Raw genomic sequence first — 18090 nt, 5'->3', positions numbered from 1 at the left:
GGTGATGGAGTCCGAGACGTCGGAGGCGGCATTCGATGGGGGGACTCCCCTCGCTGAAGAGATCCAAGAGCTGGCCCGGCGACGCCAGGTGATCGCTGCGACGACGCTCCCCCTCCCCTCCCGGACCCGCATCTTCACGATCTCCAACCAGAAGGGCGGGGTCGGCAAGACCACGACGGTCGTCAACCTCAGCGCCGCCCTGGCGAAGTCCGGCGCGCGAGTACTCGTGATCGACCTCGACCCCCAGGGCAATGCGTCCACGGCATTGAGCGTGGAGCACCGTGAAGGAACCCCGAGCGTCTACGACGTCATCGTGAACGACCGCGAACTCGACGAGGTGATCCAGAAGAGCCCGGAATTCGAGGGGCTCTTCGTCATCCCGGCGACGATCGACCTCGCTGGTGCCGAGATCGAACTCGTGTCCATGGTGGCACGCGAACAGCGCCTGTCGCGTGCGCTCAATCGCTTCCTCGACGAGTACGACATGGACTATGTGCTCATCGACTGCCCACCCTCTCTCGGTTTGCTCACGATCAACGCCTTCGTCGCGGCGAGCGAGGTGCTCATCCCCATCCAGTGCGAGTACTACGCGCTCGAAGGTCTGAGCCAGCTGCTCAAGAACATCCAGCTCATCGAGCGGCACCTCAACCCCAAGCTGCGGGTGTCGACCATCCTTCTGACGATGTACGACTCCCGCACCAACCTGGCGCACCAGGTGGCCACAGATGTGCGCGAGCATTTCCCCGCCGAAGCGCTGCAGACGATCATCCCCCGCTCGGTCCGCATCTCCGAGGCGCCGAGTTACGGGCAGAGCGTCATCAGCTACGACACCAACTCCAGCGGCTCCCTCTCTTACATGGAGGCGGCCGCAGAGATCGCACGAAGAGGAGCACCCCGCTAATGGCAGCGAAGCGCACTGGACTGGGCCGAGGCATCGGCGCCCTCATCCCCACGAGCGACCAGGCGACACGACCGGTCGACGTGTTCTTCCCCGACAACAGCGCCGGCGCCCTCGGCGGCGCTCTCGCTGTCGCCGAGCGTGAGCCGGACCTCGTCGCCGTGCCGGGCGCGCGCCTGGCGAACCTCTCCCCCGCCGACATCGTGCCCAACCGTGTGCAGCCGCGCGTCGAGTTCGATCGCGATGCCCTCGACGAGCTGATCGCCAGCATCCGTGAGGTCGGTGTCCTGCAGCCGGTCGTGGTCCGTCCGCTTCCGGACGAGCCGGGTCAGTACGAGCTCATCATGGGCGAGCGCCGCCTCCGCGCCACCAAGGAGCTCGGTCTCGACAGCATCCCGGCGGTCATCAAAGACACCGCAGACGAGGACATGCTGCGGGATGCCCTCCTCGAGAACCTGCATCGCAGTCAGCTGAACCCGCTGGAGGAGGCATCCGCGTACCAGCAGCTGCTGGCGGACTTCGGGATCACGCAGGAGGAGCTCGCGGGCCGGATCGGGCGGTCCCGCCCGCAGATCACCAACACCATCCGCCTGCTCAAGCTGCCCGCCGCAGTTCAGTCGCGCGTTGCGGCCGGCGTCCTGAGCGCCGGACACGCTCGGGCGATCCTCTCGCTGGGTGACGATCAGGAGGCGATGATCCGCCTGGCCGACAAGATCGTCAACGAGGATCTCTCGGTTCGCGCCGCCGAGGCGGCGGCGAGCAAGACGCCGAAGCCGGCACGCACGAAGGCGACAGCCGGACGCCATCGCGGCCACCTCGACGAGATCGCCGGACAGCTCGGAGACCGCCTCAACACGCGGGTCAAGATCTCGCTCGGAGCAAGAAAAGGCCAGATCGTGGTGGATTTCGCCACCATCCAGGACCTCAACCGCATCCTCGACGAGATCGGGCAGCCCAGCTACTCCTGACCGGGTGATCCGCGCGACGAAGCGCCGCGCCGTGGTCGAGACGACCGGTCAGGCGTCAGCCATCGCTGCGACCGCCAAAGCCGCATAGACCTCGCCGGGCTCGCGGCCGGACGCGGTGATCGCCTGCGGCATGATCGACGTCTCGGTGAGACCGGGGAGAACGTTCGCCTCCAGGAACCAGGGCTGTCCGCCCGCGTCGACGATGAGGTCGATCCGTGAGAGATGCCGCAGGCCCAGCGCGATGTGGGCCGACGTGGCCGCCTCGGCGACGGCCGCCATCACCTGCTCGTCGAGCCGGGCGGGAACATAGAACCGCGTCTCCCCGGCGTTGTAGCGCGCGTCGAACGTGTAGGCGCCGTCGACGGGCTCGATCTCGACGGCCGGAAGGGCCTCGGGGCCATCGCCGGTGTCGATGACGGCCACGGACACCTCCACCCCGTCCACCTTGCGCTCGATCAGAGCCACATCTGAGTAGGTGTACGCATCGACCATGGCGCGCGGCAGTTCTTCGGCGGTCGTCACGATGGTGACGCCCTGGGCCGATCCGCCGTGGGCGGGCTTGACCACCACCGGCAGCTCGAGACCACTCAGCACGGTCGCCAGCACGCTCCCGGCGCCGAGCTCACGGAACGTCTCCTGCGGCAGGGTCATGGACTGCGGAGTGGAGACGCCGGCGCGCTCCACGATCGTCTTGGCGGTGGGCTTGGACCAGGCGAGCCGGGATGCGTCGGCGCGGGAGCCGACGAAGGGCACGCCGGTGATCTCCAGCAGGCCGCGCAGTGCGCCATCCTCGCCGCTCGCACCGTGGAGTGCCGGCCAGACGACGTCCGGACGCGTCTCCTCGAGGAACGCCAGCAGAGAGGCGTCCGGGTCGCGGAAGACGACCCGATGGCCGAGACCGTTCAGACCGTCGGCGACACGCCGACCCGTGCGCAGCGACACATCCCTCTCGTGCGAGATACCCCCAGCGAGAACGACGATGTCGAGTGCCTTGTTTTCTACCATGATCAGGTCTTTCTCGCGCTAGCGGAGGTCGGTTGGCGGGTTGGCGCTTGTCCGGTTCCGGACTCCCGACGCCGAGAGCGGGCCCGTGCCGGCGAACGTGTCGAGCAGGTCCTGTTCTCCGCCGATGACGTTGGCGAGCCGGCGGACGCCGACCTTGATGTCCTCCGGTGTCGGGTAGCAGAACGATAGACGGATATTCTGCGCGCCCGACCCGTCCGCGTAAAATGCGGTCCCCGGTGTGTAGGCGACCAGCTCGGTCACCGCGCGTGGCAGCATCGCCTTCGAGTCGAGGTGCGGCGGAAGCGTGAGCCACACGTAGAACCCGCCGTTTGGATCGGTCCAACTCAGCTCGGGCAGGTGCTCGTTCAGAGCGGAGATCATCGCCTCCTTGCGCTCCCGGTAGACGCCGCGGAACGTGTCGATCTGCGCTCGCCAATCGGCATCCTGCAAATACTCGGAGATCACCAGCTGGCTGAAGGAGCTCGGGCTCAAGACGGCCGCCTCGTTGGCGAGGATGAGCTTCTCCCGGATGGCATGCGGCGCCAGCGCCCAGCCGGCGCGGAAGCCGGGCGCCAGCGTCTTGGAGAACGTGCCGAGGTACACGACGCCGTCCTTCTCCACCGAGCGCATCGCTGCCGGCGGCTTCTCCTCGAAGTACAGGAGTCCGTACGGGTTGTCCTCGAGCACGAGGATGTCGTTCTGCCGGGCGATCTCGAGGATCTCGAGCCGCCGCTCCCAGGTGAGAGTGACGCCTGCCGGGTTGTGGAAAGTGGGGACGGTGTAGAGGAACTTGACACGTCGGCCGGCTGCCTTGAGCCGGGCGATGTGCTCGCGCAGCGCCTCGGGGATGAGACCGTGCGCATCCATCGGGACGTGGTCGACCTCGGCCTGGTACGACTTGAAAATGACCATGGCCGTCACGTAGCTCGGCCCCTCGGCGAGGACGACATCCCCCGGGTCGATGAACAGCTTGCTGAACAGTTCGAGCGCGTGCTGCGAACCGGTCGTGACGACGACGTCGTCGGCGCTCCCGCTGATGCCCTCGAGCGCCATCACCTCGAGGATCTGCTCACGGAGCATCGGCACGCCCTGGCCGGACCCGTACTGGAGCGCGACGGCTCCCTGTTCGCGCATGACCCTATCCATCGCGCCGACGACGAGGTCTTGCGGGAGGGCGGAGACGAACGGCATGCCGCCGGCCAGCGAGACCACCTCGGGGCGGCTGGCGACGGCGAACAGAGCTCGGACCTCACTGGCGGCCAGGCCGCTGGTGCGCTGTGCGTAGTGGTGATACCACGGGTCCAGATTGTTGCCCCGCTGCTGCGGAGTGCCCTGTTCGATCACGTGTGAGTTCCGTTTCTCTGCCGTTCAGCCATGCTATGTGGGTGGAGCGCCGCGGCGAAAATCGCTGCGGCGTCCGGGGTACGAAAAGACCCGCCCGGCGGGTGAGCGCCGGACGGGTCTGAAGAGGACGGGTCGCGCTACGCCAGGTAGGCGGCCAGGTCGGCTTCGAGGGCAGGCTTCGGCTTCGCGCCGATGACGGTCTTGACGACCTCGCCACCCTGGTACACCTTCATCGCGGGGATGGAGGTGATCTGGTACTTCGCAGCGGTCTGCGGGTTCTCGTCCACGTTGAGCTTGACGATCTCGATCTTCTCCGAGTGCTCTGCGGCGATCTGGTCGAGGATCGGTCCGACGGCGCGACACGGACCGCACCACTCGGCCCAGAAGTCCACCAGAATGGTCTTCTCGCTGTTGAGGACGTCCTGCTCGAAGCTGGCGTCCGTGACCGAACGTGCTGCTGACATTATCTGTATCTCCTTATGCGGTGGTCGTGAGTTCGAGATCACCCGACGCGCCATCCGCTGCAGCGTCGAGTAAGTTCTGGGGAAGCGAGGCCAGGTAGTGCTCCGCGTCGAGCGCGGCGACCGTTCCCGACGCCGCGGCGGTGACCGCCTGGCGGTAGGTGGGATCGACGACGTCGCCGGCGGCGAAGACGCCCGGCAGGTTGGTCTTCGAGCTGCGTCCGTCGACGGCGATGGTCCCCTCCGCCGTGAGGTCGAGCTGACCGTGCACCAGGTGGACGCGCGGGTCGTTGCCGATCGCGATGAACAGGCCCTGCAGCTGCAGCTCGCTCTCCTCGCCGGTGACGAGGTTGCGGAGCGTGACGTTCTGCACCTGCTCGTCGCCGCCGATTCCGACGACCTCCGAGTTCCAGATGAACTCGATCTTGTCGTTGGCGAACGCACGGTCCTGCATGATCTTGGATGCCCGGAGCGAGTCGCGACGGTGGATGACGTACACCTTGTCCGCGAAGCGGGTGAGGAAGTTCGCCTCCTCCATCGCCGAGTCGCCGCCGCCGATGACCGCGATCGTGCGCTGACGGAAGAAGAACCCGTCGCAGGTGGCGCACCAGGAGACACCGTGACCGGACAGGCGCTCTTCGTCCTCCAGGCCGAGCTTGCGGTAGGCGGACCCGGTCGCGAAGATCACAGCAAGCGCCTCGTGGGTCGCACCCGAGCCGAGCGTGACCTTCTTGATCTCGCCGGTCAGGTCGATCGACACGACGTCGTCGAGCACGATCTCGGTTCCGAACCGCTCGGCCTGCGCCTGCATCTTGAACATCAGGTCCGGTCCCATGACGGCCTCGGGGAAGCCCGGGAAGTTCTCGACCTCTGTGGTGTTCATGAGCTCGCCGCCGGCCTCGACGGACGAGGCGATCAGGAGCGGCTTCAGGTTGGCGCGGGCCGCATAGATGGCCGCGGTGTAACCGGCTGGGCCGGAACCGATGATGATGATCTGCCGCACGGAGGAACTCCTTGACCTGTTCTGACGCCCCTGACCGGAGGCATCGACCTGTAGAACACATCCTAGGCGGATGCTATTCCGTGTCACCTGGGCGCGCGCGAGCGGCCTTCCAGACGGTTCAGGACGGGCGCGAGACCGCTCTCGAGGTCGGGCGAGCGCAGGATGGCGAGGAACCCGACGTACACGACCAGCATGACCACGCCGATCACCGCGGTCGCAGCGATCGCGGCGAGGGGACCGCTCACCGGGAACGCACCTGCCTCGACGCCGCCCAGGATGACCAGGAAGCCCGCGCCCGCTGCCATGGCGGCCAGCCCGGCCACGACGAAGCGCCAGAGGGAACCGAGGATGCGGCCTCCATCCACTCCCCCGGTGCGACGGCGTAACAGGGCGAACGCGAGGACCGCCTGCACCACGCTCGCGAGCGAGACGACGAGGGCGACGGCTGCCGCACGAGTGGTCGGAGGGACGGCGAAGCAGACGAGCACGCCGACCACGATGATGGCGACCTGCGCGAGCGTGAAGAGGAAGGGTGTGCGCGTGTCGCCGAGGGAGTAGAACGCGCGCTGCGCCATGAAGACCAGCGAGAACGGAACCAGGCCCACCATGTATGCGACCAGGACCAGGCCCATGGCCTGGTAGTCGGAGGTGAAGACGCGCGCGACCGGGTAGGCGACGACGATCAGGGCGGCCGACGAGAACACGATGAAGAACATGATGGAGCGCGCGGCCGACGAGAAGTCCTGCCGGAACTCGGTCACCGATCCTCGATGCGCGTGTTCCGCCATGCGCGTGTAGAACGCCGTCACGATGGAGACCGCGATGATGCCGTGCGGGAGCATGAAGATCAGCCAGGCGTTCGCCATGACGAACGGACCCGCGAAATCCTGGCCGGCGGAGTTGGCGACGTTGGTCTCGATGAGTCCTGCGAGCTGGGTCGCGATGAGCATCCCGAATGTCCATCCGGCCGCTTTGCCCGCCGTCCCCAGGTTGACCCCGCGCCAGCCGAAGTCGAAGCGGAACCGCAGCCCGACCCTCCGCCAGAAGACGAAGAGGATGAGCGCCTGCACCGCGATGCCGAGGGTCGCTCCCCCGGCGAGCAGTGCGACCATCCCGAACGACCACTGGCTGTGGTGGTTACTCGACGAGTATGCGCCGAAGGCCAGGATGAAGGCGCCGAGCAGCACGATGGCGACGATGTTGTTGACCACGGGCGCCCAGGTGAACGGCCCGAACGACTTTCGAGCGTTGAGGACCTCGCCGAGCAGCGTGTAGAGGCCGAGGAAGAAGATCTGCGGAAGGGACCAGTAGGCGAACGCGGTCGCCAGCTGAGCCTGCTCGCCACGCAGACCGTAGAGCGCCACGAGCAGAGGGGAGAGGAAGGTCGCCACGACCGCGACAGCAGCGAAGACCATGATCCCGAGCGTGACCAGCTTGTTGATGTAGGCCCGGCCGCCATCGGCATTCACCGAAGCCCGCACGATCTGAGGCACCAGGATGGCGTTCAGGATGCCTTGCGCGATGATCGCGTAGATGCTGTTGGGCACGATGGTCGCCGTGCTGTACGCGTTGGCCGCGAAGCTGATCGCGCCGATGGCCTGGACCAGCAGCCACGCCTTGGCGAAGCCGAGGAGCCTCGACACCAGCGTGCCGGAGGCGAGCATCGCGCTCGCGCGGCCGACGCTAGCCACCTGGACGCTCCCCTGGTTCGGCGGGCCCGTCCGGCCCGGGGACGCTCGCGGGAGCCGGGTCGTCCGGCGCGGTCAGGGGCTCGCTCTCATCCTGACTGCGACCCTCCTCCTCGGTCCCGCCCTCCTCAGGCCGGTCGCCGATCGCGTCGTCACCCTCTGCCGCCTTCGACCTGCGTCGCAGGATGTTGCGCACGATCCCGAACCCGAACAGCAGCACCAGCAGGATGCCGAACACGAGCGCGCCGATGCCCTCCCAGTCGGCATGCACATCCACGGTCACCGATGTCGGGTCCCCGATCGGGACGCCGGTCGGGCTGTAGAGGTGGAGCGACAGGACGACCTGACCGTTGCCGACCTTGGCCTTCACCGGGATCAGGACGGCGGACCGGGAGTCCTGCAGGATGCGCTTGGTGGTCGACTGGTCGACTTCGAGACGGCTGTTGGAGGGCGCGGCGGTCAGCACGACGGTCGCCGCGTCGTCGGACAGCTCGTTGCTCACGGTGAACGGGATGGAGCCTTGCGCGCTGACGAGGTTCACGTTCTCGGTGGGCAGGATGTGGATGGAGTGGAGCGTGGCAACCGTCGCGCGCCGCTCCTTCACGACGGCGGCGTTCCAGTCCGCCCGCGGGTTCAGCCAGGAGACGGCGAGCACTGACAGGAGGCTCGCCCGCGTCCGTCCGGTGAGCCGGGTCGGGTCGTCGAGGACGGTGGCGAACTGCCCGATCGACCCCTCGTCCTGTACGAGAGCGCGGATGTTCGCGACGCGGTCGTTCGCCTCCGGTGCGTCGACGAGGTCGAAGCCCGACGTGGGAGTCCCACTCCGGACCGCCGCGAAGGTCGCGGGGGACGCCCACGGCGAGGAGAGCAGGGTGTTGAGCGTTCGCTCCAGCTGCGTCCCGCTGGACGGCCAGGAGCGATCCAGCGCTACGAGCAGCCGGCGGCTCTCACCCGGCTCCTGGGCGATGAGCTCCAGCTGAGCGTTCACCTTCGACATGGCGGCGTTCCAGGCCGTGTCGCTGGGGGCCGACACCGCCTGCCGCAGGGCTTCGCTGATCGCCTGGTCGGAAGCGAGGAGGTGGTCCTGACCGGCGGCGATCGCGGCGTTCGGCGTCGCCTCGAGAGTGGCAGCGTTGGTGTTGCTTCCGGACACGATGGTGGTGGTGAGGCCGGCGGTGGCGAGCGGTGCGAGATCTGCGTGGCGCAGCGTCTTGTCGCCCGCCCAGCCGATCCCGCTGAGCGTGTAATTCCAGGCGAGCAGGCTCTGGATCGTCGGCAGCACCGGTCCGGCGGTCGGCGTCGGGGACGGCGTCGAGGGTTCCGCTCCGGGGGTGGGAGCGGGAGTGCCGGTCGGCGGCTCGCCCACAGGTGTCGGCGCCGGGGTGAAGTTCTTGGGGTCGGTCGCGTAGCCGAGGGAGGTCGGCGCGAGCGGCGCGGGAAGCCCTGCCTGGATCTGCCCGGCGACATCCGCGTCCGCGTAGCCGAGAGGGAAGGTCGGGTTGGGGAGATCGGCGAGGCGGTTCAGCCACTCCACCGCCGTGGCGGGTGCTGCGTTGCCGAGGATGCGGATGGACGCGAGGATCATCGGGTCGATGCCCAGCGTGACGGTCGTGTGGCCGACCAGACCATCCAGCTCCCGGGTCAGGATGCCGTTCGGCGCGGTGTAGGTGGCCAGATCGTTGGCGGCGATCAGTCCGTCCGAGCCGGCCGGGGTCACGATCGGGAGCACGACGCCGATGCCCGTCTGCTTCGATGCGCCGCCGGCGTCCCAGACGACCGAGCCCCTGGCCTCCGCGTCGGCCGCCCCGGCGTGAACCGACGCGCCGATGCCGAACACCGCGGAGGCCGTACGGGCGGCGAACGGGATCGAGGCTGCGGGAACGGCGACCCGGACGACGGTGCTGGACCCCGGCTCGAGCGTGTTGAGCTGCGCCTGGCCGAGAGTGACGGCGTCGGAGACCTTGTCCGTGGAGGTCAACCAGCCGGCGAGGGCCTTCCGATCGCTGCGCGGGGAGGGATCCAGCCAGAGGGTCACCGTTCCGGATGCGTAGGCCGTTGCGGTCGGATTGGATACGGTGATCGAGACGCCCAGGTCCTTCCCGGGCCCGAGGACTCCTCCCCCATCGGCCGTGATGGCCGCTGTGGGATGGGATCCGTGCGGAGCCGGGGCGGAAGCCGTGGGCGTCGGCGTGGAGGTCGCAGCGGCGGCGGGCGCGACCGCGCCTGCGATCGCCAGACCGGCGGTGACGGCCGCCACGACAGCGGAGGTCGCTGCGCGCTGCAGGCGGGCGTGGAGCCGCGCACCCCTGCCGAGGGTGGGGGAGGCTGCGCTCATGCGTCGACGCGCGATCCCTGCTCGGCCTCCATGACCTCGATTGTAGAGGCCACCCCCTGAGAGGCCGGCGAGCGGTGCCGTTAAACTGGGGCACCATGCAGAGCGTCGCCGAATCCCTCGAACGCCTCGGCGACCTCGCACGTACGCCCTCGGTCGCCCGGCTCGCCGACGCGTTCCAGGCCGCCGGCTTCGAGCTTGCGCTCGTCGGCGGCCCGGTCCGGGATGCGCTGCTCGGCCGGGTCGTCCACGATCTCGACCTGACGACGGACGCCCGACCCGACGACATCCTCCGCATCGTCGGACCCGTAGCGGACGCGGTCTGGGACGTGGGCCGGCAGTACGGCACCATCGGCGCGCGCTTCGGGGACGACACCGTCGAGATCACGACGTATCGCAGCGACAGCTACGACGGCACCACGCGGAAGCCGGAGGTGGAGTTCGGGGACAGCCTCGAGGGCGACCTGCTGCGCCGCGACTTCACCGTCAACGCGCTCGCTCTCCGCCTCCCGGAGGTCCGCCTCGTCGACCCGTCCGGCGGCGTCGAGGACCTGATCGCCGGGACCATCACCACGCCGAGCACTCCGCAGATCTCGTTCGGCGACGATCCCCTCCGGATGATGCGGGCAGCACGTTTCACCGCGCAGCTGGGGTTCACGGTCGATGCGGAGACGCGCGACGCGATGACCGCGATGGCCGACCGGATCGAGATCGTCAGCGCAGAGCGGGTCCGTGATGAGCTGAGCAAGCTCCTCCTCGCCGACGAACCGCGAGCGGGACTCGAGCTCCTGGTCGAGACCGGGCTGGCGGACCACGTGCTGCCCGAGATCCCGGCCCTGCAGCTGGAAGCGGACGAGCACCACCACCACAAGGACGTGTACCAGCACAGTCTCACGGTGCTGGAGCAGGCGATCGGCTACGAGAAGGAGCGCCACCCCGGCGAAGCGCCCGACCTCATCCTGCGGCTGGCGGCCATCCTGCACGACATCGGCAAGCCCGCGACCCGTCGCTTCGAGCCCGGTGGCGCGGTCAGCTTCCACCACCACGACATCGTGGGCGCGAAGCTCGCCAAGAAACGGCTCACCGCCCTGCGGTTCGACAGGGCGACGATCGATGCCGTCGCGCGCCTGATCGAGCTCCACCTCCGGTTCTTCGGCTACACGGACGGACACTGGACCGACTCCGCCGTCCGCCGGTACGTCCGCGACGCCGGGCCCGAGCTCGACCGGCTGCACATCCTCACCCGCGCCGATGTGACGACCCGGAACCGCCGCAAGGCCGACCGTCTCGGTTTCGCGTACGACGACCTCGAGGCGCGCATCCGCGAACTGCAGGAGCAGGAAGAGCTGGATGCCGTGCGGCCGGACCTGAACGGCGAGCAGGTCATGAGCATCCTGGGCCTCCGCCCGGGCCGCGAGGTGGGTCAGGCGATGCGGTTCCTGCTGGAGCTGCGTCTCGACGAGGGTCCGCTCGGCGAGGAGGAGGCCGCGCGGCGGCTGCTCGCCTGGTGGGCGGATCGCTGACCGTCGTCGCCTCGCTCTCGTCCGCGTCATTTCGTCCACAGGGGCGGATGGGCCGGGGTTCTCCACCGATTCGTCTCCCGGCGGCCGACGGATGCGCGCGCTCGGCGACAGTGGGTTCATGACCGAGATCACCGCCGGCTGGCGCCCCGCATCCACATCCGTTACCCTAGGTAAGTTGCCCGGGCGGAGCCCTGCCCATGCAACCGATGTGAAACAACCCTCCTGCTGCAGAACGTCTGCAGCCGCTGAGACCAGAGGAGGTGGGTTAGTCATGCATCAGTACGAGTTGATGGTCATCCTCGATCCAGAGATCGATGAGCGCACCGTGGCTCCGAGCCTTGACAAGTTCCTCAATGTCGTCCGGAACGACGGCGGAACGATCGACAACGTCGACATCTGGGGACGTCGTCGCTTGGCTTACGAGATCAACAAGAAGACCGAAGGCATCTACGCCGTCGTGCAGCTCACCGCGACCGGTGACACCACGAAGGAGCTCGACCGCCAGCTGAAGCTCAGCGAGGCCGTCATGCGCACCAAGGTGCTCCGCGCCGAGGAGGCGATCGCTCAGGTCGCCGCCGCTCAGCAGCGCGCTGACGAGAAGGCTGCCCGCAAGGCCGCCACCGCCGCCGAGAAGGTCGGCGCCTAGTCCGATGGCCGGCGAGACCATCATCACCGTGGTGGGCAACCTCACGGCTGACCCCGAGCTGCGCTACACGCAGAACGGGCTCGCGGTTGCCAACTTCACGATCGCGTCCACTCCCCGCACGTTCGACCGTCAGGCGAACGAGTGGAAGGACGGCGAGGCTCTGTTCCTCCGCGCCAGCGTGTGGCGCGAGTTCGCGGAGCACGTCGCCGGATCGCTGACCAAGGGCTCGCGCGTCATCGCGCAGGGTCGCCTGAAGCAGCGCTCCTACGAGACGAAGGAAGGCGAGAAGCGCACCAGCATCGAGCTCGAGATCGACGAGATCGGGCCCTCGCTGCGCTACGCCACCGCACAGGTCACGCGTGCCCAGTCCTCGGGACGCGGTCCCGGCGGCTTCGGTGGCGGCGCTCCCGCCGTCGACGAGCCGTGGGCGGCCTCCGCACCGGCAGACCCGTCCGCGGGCGCCGACGTGTGGAACACTCCCGGCTCCTACAACGACGAGACCCCCTTCTAAAGGGCCCCTCACATTCATCAGCCCGCCGGGCAGCACCGGACGGGCGGAAAGCAAAGGAAATCATGGCTGGAAAGTCGAGCGGCGACCGCCGCAAGCCGATCCGCAAGGGCAAGGACGGCAAGAACGCCGCTCCCGCGAAGTCCGTTCGCGTCGGCGTCATCGATTACAAGGATGTCGCCACCCTGCGCAAGTTCATCTCGGAGCGTGGAAAGATCCGCGCCCGCCGGATCACCGGTGTCTCCGTCCAGGAGCAGCGCCTCATCGCCCGCGCGGTCAAGAACGCGCGCGAGATGGCACTGCTCCCCTACGCCGGCTCCGGCCGCTAAGGAGAAGCGACATGTCGAAGGTAATTCTCACGCACGAGGTCACCGGCCTCGGCTCGGCCGGTGACGTCGTCGACGTCAAGAACGGCTACGCCCGCAACTTCCTCGTCCCCAAGGGCTTCGCGATCGCGTGGACCCGCGGTGGCGAGAAGCAGGTCGAGCAGATCAAGGCGGCCCGCGTCGCTCGCGAGCTGCACACCGTCGAGCAGGCTCAGGACCTCAAGGCCAAGCTCGAGGCGACCAAGGTCAAGCTGACCGTCAAGGCGGGCCGCGAGGGCCGTCTGTTCGGTTCGGTCAAGACCGGCGATGTCGCGGACGCCGTCAAGGCGGCCGGCATCGGCGAGCTGGACAAGCGGAAGATCGAGCTTCCCAACCCGATCAAGGTCGTCGGCGACCACGAGGCGACCGTGCGTCTGCACGACGACCTCTCGGCCGTCATCAGCCTTCAGGTGGTCGCCGCCAAGTAGGCGCACGCACAGCGGAGTGTAGCGGTGGGCGAAGGCCCGCCGCTACACCTCGTTAAGCGACTTTTCCCCCGTTCTGTACACAGGTCGGCGGCACCGCGAGCCAAGGTTGAACACCGGGTTCAAGGAACTTTCTACCCACAGGGTGGGGAAAGTAAAACACCTGGTCAGACGGGACATGTCTGCAGAAACTTCCTTCTTGTCCACAGGCTTCCACACACCTTCTACACACGCTCTACGGCGTTTCGCGCAGATTATCCCCAGTTTTATCCACAGGCTGAGTTGTGAGAGTGGACAGGGGTTCATATGGTGGACGGACGTCGATGGACGGCAGCCGCGGATGAGCGGCGATGTCGGAGGTCGTCCCGACAATCGAACCGGGGGGCTTTCCGCGTGACGAACGCGGGAAGGTGTCCCACGGCTGTTCCGTCATGCCCGGAGCGTGAAGTGAGGAGAGAACGTGTCGATCGCCCATATCGGTCTGGCCGACGGTCGTGACCCGGGCGAGGCCCGTTCCCCCGAGCGGACGCCTCCGCACGATCTCCTGGCGGAGCAGAGCGCCCTCGGCGGCATGCTGCTCAGCAAGGATGCGGTGGCCGACGTCGTCGAAGTCGTGCGCGGGACGGATTTCTACATCCCGAAGCACGAGATCGTCTACGACGCCATCCTGTCGCTGTACTCCCACGGTGAGCCCACGGACGTGATCACTGTCACCGACGAGCTGACCAAGATCGGCGAACTCTCCCGGGCCGGCGGAGCAGAGTACCTGCACACCCTGACCAGCCTCGTCCCCACCGCCGCCAACGCCGGCTACTACGCCAACATCGTCGCCGAGAAGGCCCTCCTCCGCCGCCTCGTCGAAGCCGGCACCCGGATCACGCAGATGGGCTACAAGGCCGAGGGCGAGGTTCTCGACCTCGTCAACAGCGCACAGGCCGAGATCTACTCGGTCACAGGCACGCAGGAGGTCGAGGACTACGTCCCGCTCACCGAGGCCGTGACCGTCGCCATCGACGAGATCGAGGCCGCGAAGCACAAGGACGGCTCCATGACCGGAGTCCCCACCGGCTTCGCCGAACTGGACGAGCTGACCAACGGCCTGCATCCCGGTCAGATGGTCATCGTGGCGGCCCGTCCGGCGCTCGGAAAGTCGACCCTCGCGCTCGACTTCGCCCGTGCTGCCGCCATCAAGCACGACATGGCCACCATCTTCTTCTCCCTCGAGATGGGCCGAAGCGAGATCGCGATGCGCCTGCTGTCCGCCGAGTCCTCCGTCCCCCTGCAGAACATGCGCAAGGGAACGGTCGACAACCGCGACTGGACGACCATCGCATCCACGCGCGGCCGCATCAACGACGCTCCTCTTTATATCGACGACAGCCCGAACATGACGCTGGTCGAGATCCGCGCCAAATGCCGCCGGCTGAAGCAGCGCGTCGGGTTGAAGATGGTCGTCATCGACTACCTCCAGCTGATGACGAGCGGCAAGCGCGTAGAGAGCCGTCAGCAGGAGGTCAGCGAGTTCTCCCGAGCCCTGAAGCTCCTGGCTAAGGAACTCCAGGTCCCCGTCATCGCACTGTCCCAGCTGAACCGTGGCCCCGAGCAGCGCGCCGACAAGCTCCCGGCCCTCAGCGACCTCCGTGAGTCGGGATCGATCGAGCAGGACGCCGACGTCGTCATCCTGCTTCACCGCGAGTCCGCCTACGAGAAGGACAACCCGCGAGCGGGCGAAGCCGACCTCATCGTCGCCAAGCACCGAAACGGCCCCACCCGAACCGTGACAGTGGCGTTCCAGGGCATGTACTCCCGGTTCGCGGACATGGCCCCGATCTAATCCTCGTGTCGACCGCCAATATAGATTGCCGATGCGCGTCTCGAAGCGCCGTGGCCCTTGACCCCCACCCGCGAATGCGGGGCATCGGCCGGAGTCATGAATCGGTACCGTGACTAGTAGGCGGCCGAGGGCCACGACGCCGTCAATCAAACGCGTGGGGACTGGGTGACTTGGCTTTCGGGGGGTCTCGCGTGAAGGACGTTGGTCGATCCAACGATCGCCAGACCTCGGAGCCCGTAAATGCCGTTCGCGAATTGGCCATCGACTGGGGTCTCAAGGACGGCGTCCGCGTCGCGATGCATTTGAAGTTGCGATGCGCCCAAACGACCGCAAACGTGTAGGGGCTTGATGGTCGACTCAGACACATTTATGGACGAGAGGCAGCGACGGATTCTTGCAGCTCTCGAGGACAAACGGTCGGAGCTAGCCAACTTCTACCGAACAGCATTGATGCTGCTCGGCGGGGAGCTTGAAATGCCCGACTCGCGGACTCGCGTAGCGTTCATCTGCCACTGCATGCGCGAGGTCATGAATCGGGTTCAAGGTTCCCTCGGACGTCCGTCTGCCCCGAAGTTCAAGCCACCCTCAAGCGAGCAACTCAAGGCGCTCCCGGACCTGCTAGCGAGATTCCCTGAACTCGAGTTGGACCGCGACAGTGACCTGGTCCCGGTTCCACAAGAAGTCGCCGCTGCCATGGACAACCTGTTCAAAGCCGCCGTCCATGAGAAGCGCCGGATTAGAGACGATGTGGCTGCCTTGATCACAGACGACGGGAACGCTAGCCATGCTGCAGTGGCGCGCTGGATCGAGTCTCGCGGCTACTTCGTGAAGTGGGCGCACCTTCACGAGCGTGATGTTGAGGAAGGCGAATTGCCTAGCGATGACGAGATTAGTGAGCACGTCGAAGTCTTCGACGAGCTACTAGATGGAGTCATCAATCCCTTCTTCGCGACGCGGCACTCCATCGACGATCTACTCGCGGAAATCAACTCAACCGAGGAGCGTACAGATGGCTAGCTTTCGCGCTCCGACGCCAGAACAGGTGCGGGCAACCCTACTCAAGATCCCGACCTACCAACTTCGGCGAGTGTTCTACGACGGGCTTGAGAACCCACTTTGGGTCCGTCCGCTCCTAGACGCAGGGGCATTCACCAACCCTCCGGAGCCTGAACCCACTCCGGATGGGTACATCCGCGATACCTACTGGCCCGAACTTTCATACTTGACTCGCATCGCTACTGAATCGCCCGACGACGTGGTGGACGTGTTGCTTCGGCTCGAGGCGAGCAACAACGCCTGGGTGCGTCGCGCCGTGTTCGAAATCGCTTCTCAGATCCCTGCTGAGTCCGGCGCTCGGTTGGAGCCGCTCATTAAGGCCTGGGTGAAGTCAGGGATTGGGTGGAGAACCGAGTCGCGCTCGCTGGTGTCGCTTGCCATCAACCTCCTCGAAGGCGGACAGACCCGACTTGGTCGCTGGCTCACGAACGTCTTGTTCGAGCCTCGCCCTGGCGACGAGACCGAGTCCATCCGAAAGCCGGAGCTTTTCCTGGAGGATTACTGGTACGAAGAGGAACTACCGCGGATGATTCCTGCCCTAGGCGAGAACGCGCTGAGGGCGCTTGTCGGATGGCTGAGGGCATACGTCAACTCCTCCGGTCACGCTTCTGGTGAGCACGACTTCAGCGCAATGGACCGGTCATCGATCGACGTGCGTGGCGACTCCACAGATCGGCCGGAAGACGCCCTCATCGATGCCGTTCGCGATGTTGCGGTCCCCGCCATGCGCGCGGCACCGGCAGACACCGTCAAAGTTCTCCTGGGTAGCGGCGTGAAGCTATTGAGGAAGATCGCGATCTACGTTGCAGGCGAGGCAATTCGTCAGGAACTCGACGCAGGAGGAAACGTTGTCGCCCTCTTGGAACCGGCGAAGCAACTGCTTGGCGATCAAGAATCCGATGATGAGTACCTTCGCGTTGAGTACGCGCGACTAGCACAGGCCGTCGCTCGGGCAGACGGGTCTGCGACGTCGGTAGTGACGCCGTTCCTCGAGAAGGCATTCGCCGCCGACCTCGCCTGGATGCGAGAGCGACTCGTTCGCCCGGAAGGTCTTACCGATCAGCAATGGGCAGAGAGCATTCATGCCAAGGCTCAGCGATACCGGCACAGTTGGCTCTCTGCAATTGGCCACAACGCGTTGCCAGAAGTCCTGCGTGAGGATCTGGCGAAGCTCGACAAGGAGAACGGCCCAATCGATGACCCTCTGGAGCCATTGGGTCGAGTGACAAGCTGGACTGGCCCCAACTCACACACGAGCCAGGACCAAATGGCTGCGATGGCGCCGACCGAGCTTGTTGTTCACCTTGCGAGCTGGCATGACAACGGCGATGGCTGGGGTCCCGAACCCTCCCACGAAGGCCAGGGCAGAGCGCTCTCAGGGCTTCTGACGACAAATCCACTCGCCCTGAAGGAAGTACCCCAGCTTGGGAACAAGCTTCGCCCCACGTACCTGCGCGCGATCTTGCAGGGTTGGGAAGCGGCGAGCAAAGCGGGTCTCGAACTCGATTGGTCCCAGGTTGTCGAGCTAGTGGAGTACGTACTCGATCACCCTCTTGCCTCTCCCTTTCCTGTTGAAGGCCGTGACTTCGATGACGACCAGGACTACCGCGGTGCAAAGGACGCGGCCGTCGGGTTGATCGAGGAATTGCTCAAAAAGCGAGGGTCCGTCGCGGTTCCCTTCCACTACGAAGAGAGGCTCGCTCGACTCCTGATTGATCGGTCGGATGATGAGGATGCCTGGACCGATTACGACACCTACCATCACGAGGGCTCAGGGTGGGACCCGCTCAACATGTCGCTAAATTGGCAGTGGCCAAGCCGGGTCCGAGCGTTGATCGTCGCCGCCGCCAGTTCCGAGAATGCGTCATGGCGGGATGACGCCCTCAAAGCGATTGAGCGCGAGGCGTCACGCGTCGATAAGCACGGCGCCGGCCGAGCCGCTCTTGGCGAGGGCTTCGGCAGACTTCTTCACTCAGCGCCGGACTGGATAAGAGCTCATCTGGAGGAGCTGGTCGGCACTCGCGATGGTGTTTC

The 18090-nt window shown here is 66.5% G+C and carries 16 protein-coding genes; 10 read left to right on the top strand and 6 right to left on the bottom strand.

The window, feature by feature from the left end; genetic code table 11:
- The first annotated feature begins 4 nt into the window (after nt 1-4).
- Nucleotides 5-901, top strand: coding sequence for a ParA family protein (locus tag ACPYOG_RS14305; RefSeq protein ID WP_481294852.1), 897 nt, complete (start codon nt 5-7; stop codon nt 899-901).
- Nucleotides 901-1866, top strand: a complete 966-nt coding sequence (locus ACPYOG_RS14300) for a ParB/RepB/Spo0J family partition protein (RefSeq protein ID WP_481294851.1) — start codon at nt 901-903, stop codon at nt 1864-1866. Before ACPYOG_RS14305 ends, ACPYOG_RS14300 begins: the two co-directional genes overlap by 1 nt.
- Nucleotides 1867-1914: 48 nt before the next feature.
- Here ACPYOG_RS14300 and ACPYOG_RS14295 read toward each other — a convergent pair whose 3' ends face one another.
- The 6 genes from ACPYOG_RS14295 to ACPYOG_RS14270 all read right to left on the bottom strand — a co-directional run bounded on the left by ACPYOG_RS14295 (nt 1915) and on the right by ACPYOG_RS14270 (nt 9702).
- Nucleotides 1915-2871, bottom strand: a complete 957-nt coding sequence (locus tag ACPYOG_RS14295) for a D-alanine--D-alanine ligase family protein (RefSeq protein ID WP_481294850.1) — start codon at nt 2869-2871, stop codon at nt 1915-1917.
- 18 nt (nt 2872-2889) lie between these two features.
- On the bottom strand, nt 2890-4215 hold the full coding sequence (locus ACPYOG_RS14290) for an aminotransferase-like domain-containing protein (protein WP_481294849.1): 1326 nt from the start codon (nt 4213-4215) through the stop codon (nt 2890-2892).
- A gap of 137 nt (nt 4216-4352) precedes the next feature.
- On the bottom strand, nt 4353-4679 hold the full coding sequence (gene trxA, locus ACPYOG_RS14285; protein ID WP_090039520.1) for a thioredoxin: 327 nt from the start codon (nt 4677-4679) through the stop codon (nt 4353-4355).
- A 13-nt stretch (nt 4680-4692) separates the two neighbouring features.
- The gene (gene trxB, locus ACPYOG_RS14280) at nt 4693-5679 is read right to left on the bottom strand and encodes a thioredoxin-disulfide reductase (RefSeq protein WP_481294848.1); all 987 of its coding nucleotides are present in this window, start codon (nt 5677-5679) and stop codon (nt 4693-4695) included.
- A gap of 83 nt (nt 5680-5762) precedes the next feature.
- Entirely contained in the window at nt 5763-7370 is a 1608-nt protein-coding gene (murJ, locus tag ACPYOG_RS14275; RefSeq protein WP_481294847.1) for a murein biosynthesis integral membrane protein MurJ, read from the bottom strand.
- Nucleotides 7363-9702 (bottom strand): DUF6049 family protein, encoded by a 2340-nt coding sequence (locus tag ACPYOG_RS14270; RefSeq protein ID WP_481294846.1) that lies wholly within the window; start codon nt 9700-9702, stop codon nt 7363-7365. The genes murJ and ACPYOG_RS14270 overlap by 8 nt, the downstream gene beginning before the upstream one ends.
- Before the next feature lie 95 nt (nt 9703-9797).
- Here ACPYOG_RS14270 and ACPYOG_RS14265 point away from each other — a divergent pair, with 95 nt between their 5' ends.
- The 8 genes from ACPYOG_RS14265 to ACPYOG_RS14230 all read left to right on the top strand — a co-directional run.
- Complete coding sequence (locus tag ACPYOG_RS14265) at nt 9798-11222, top strand: CCA tRNA nucleotidyltransferase (protein WP_481294845.1); 1425 nt, start codon at nt 9798-9800, stop codon at nt 11220-11222.
- Between the two features lie 271 nt (nt 11223-11493).
- Entirely contained in the window at nt 11494-11868 is a 375-nt protein-coding gene (gene rpsF, locus ACPYOG_RS14260; protein WP_090039531.1) for a 30S ribosomal protein S6, read from the top strand.
- A gap of 4 nt (nt 11869-11872) precedes the next feature.
- On the top strand, nt 11873-12379 hold the full coding sequence (locus tag ACPYOG_RS14255) for a single-stranded DNA-binding protein (protein WP_090039533.1): 507 nt from the start codon (nt 11873-11875) through the stop codon (nt 12377-12379).
- Between the two features lie 62 nt (nt 12380-12441).
- Nucleotides 12442-12705, top strand: coding sequence for a 30S ribosomal protein S18 (gene rpsR, locus ACPYOG_RS14250; protein ID WP_018189012.1), 264 nt, complete (start codon nt 12442-12444; stop codon nt 12703-12705).
- 11 nt (nt 12706-12716) lie between these two features.
- Entirely contained in the window at nt 12717-13169 is a 453-nt protein-coding gene (gene rplI, locus ACPYOG_RS14245; RefSeq protein ID WP_090039536.1) for a 50S ribosomal protein L9, read from the top strand.
- A gap of 457 nt (nt 13170-13626) precedes the next feature.
- Nucleotides 13627-15000, top strand: a complete 1374-nt coding sequence (dnaB, locus tag ACPYOG_RS14240; protein WP_090039538.1) for a replicative DNA helicase — start codon at nt 13627-13629, stop codon at nt 14998-15000.
- A 348-nt stretch (nt 15001-15348) separates the two neighbouring features.
- On the top strand, nt 15349-16017 hold the full coding sequence (locus ACPYOG_RS14235) for a hypothetical protein (protein WP_481294844.1): 669 nt from the start codon (nt 15349-15351) through the stop codon (nt 16015-16017).
- Between the two features lie 70 nt (nt 16018-16087).
- Nucleotides 16088-18090: hypothetical protein (locus tag ACPYOG_RS14230; RefSeq protein ID WP_481294843.1), on the top strand; the 2003-nt coding region annotated here is incomplete at its 3' end.

This window comes from Leifsonia sp. HAY1-4F (genome assembly GCF_056755275.1).
This window is presented reverse-complemented; position numbering and strand designations above follow the sequence as displayed.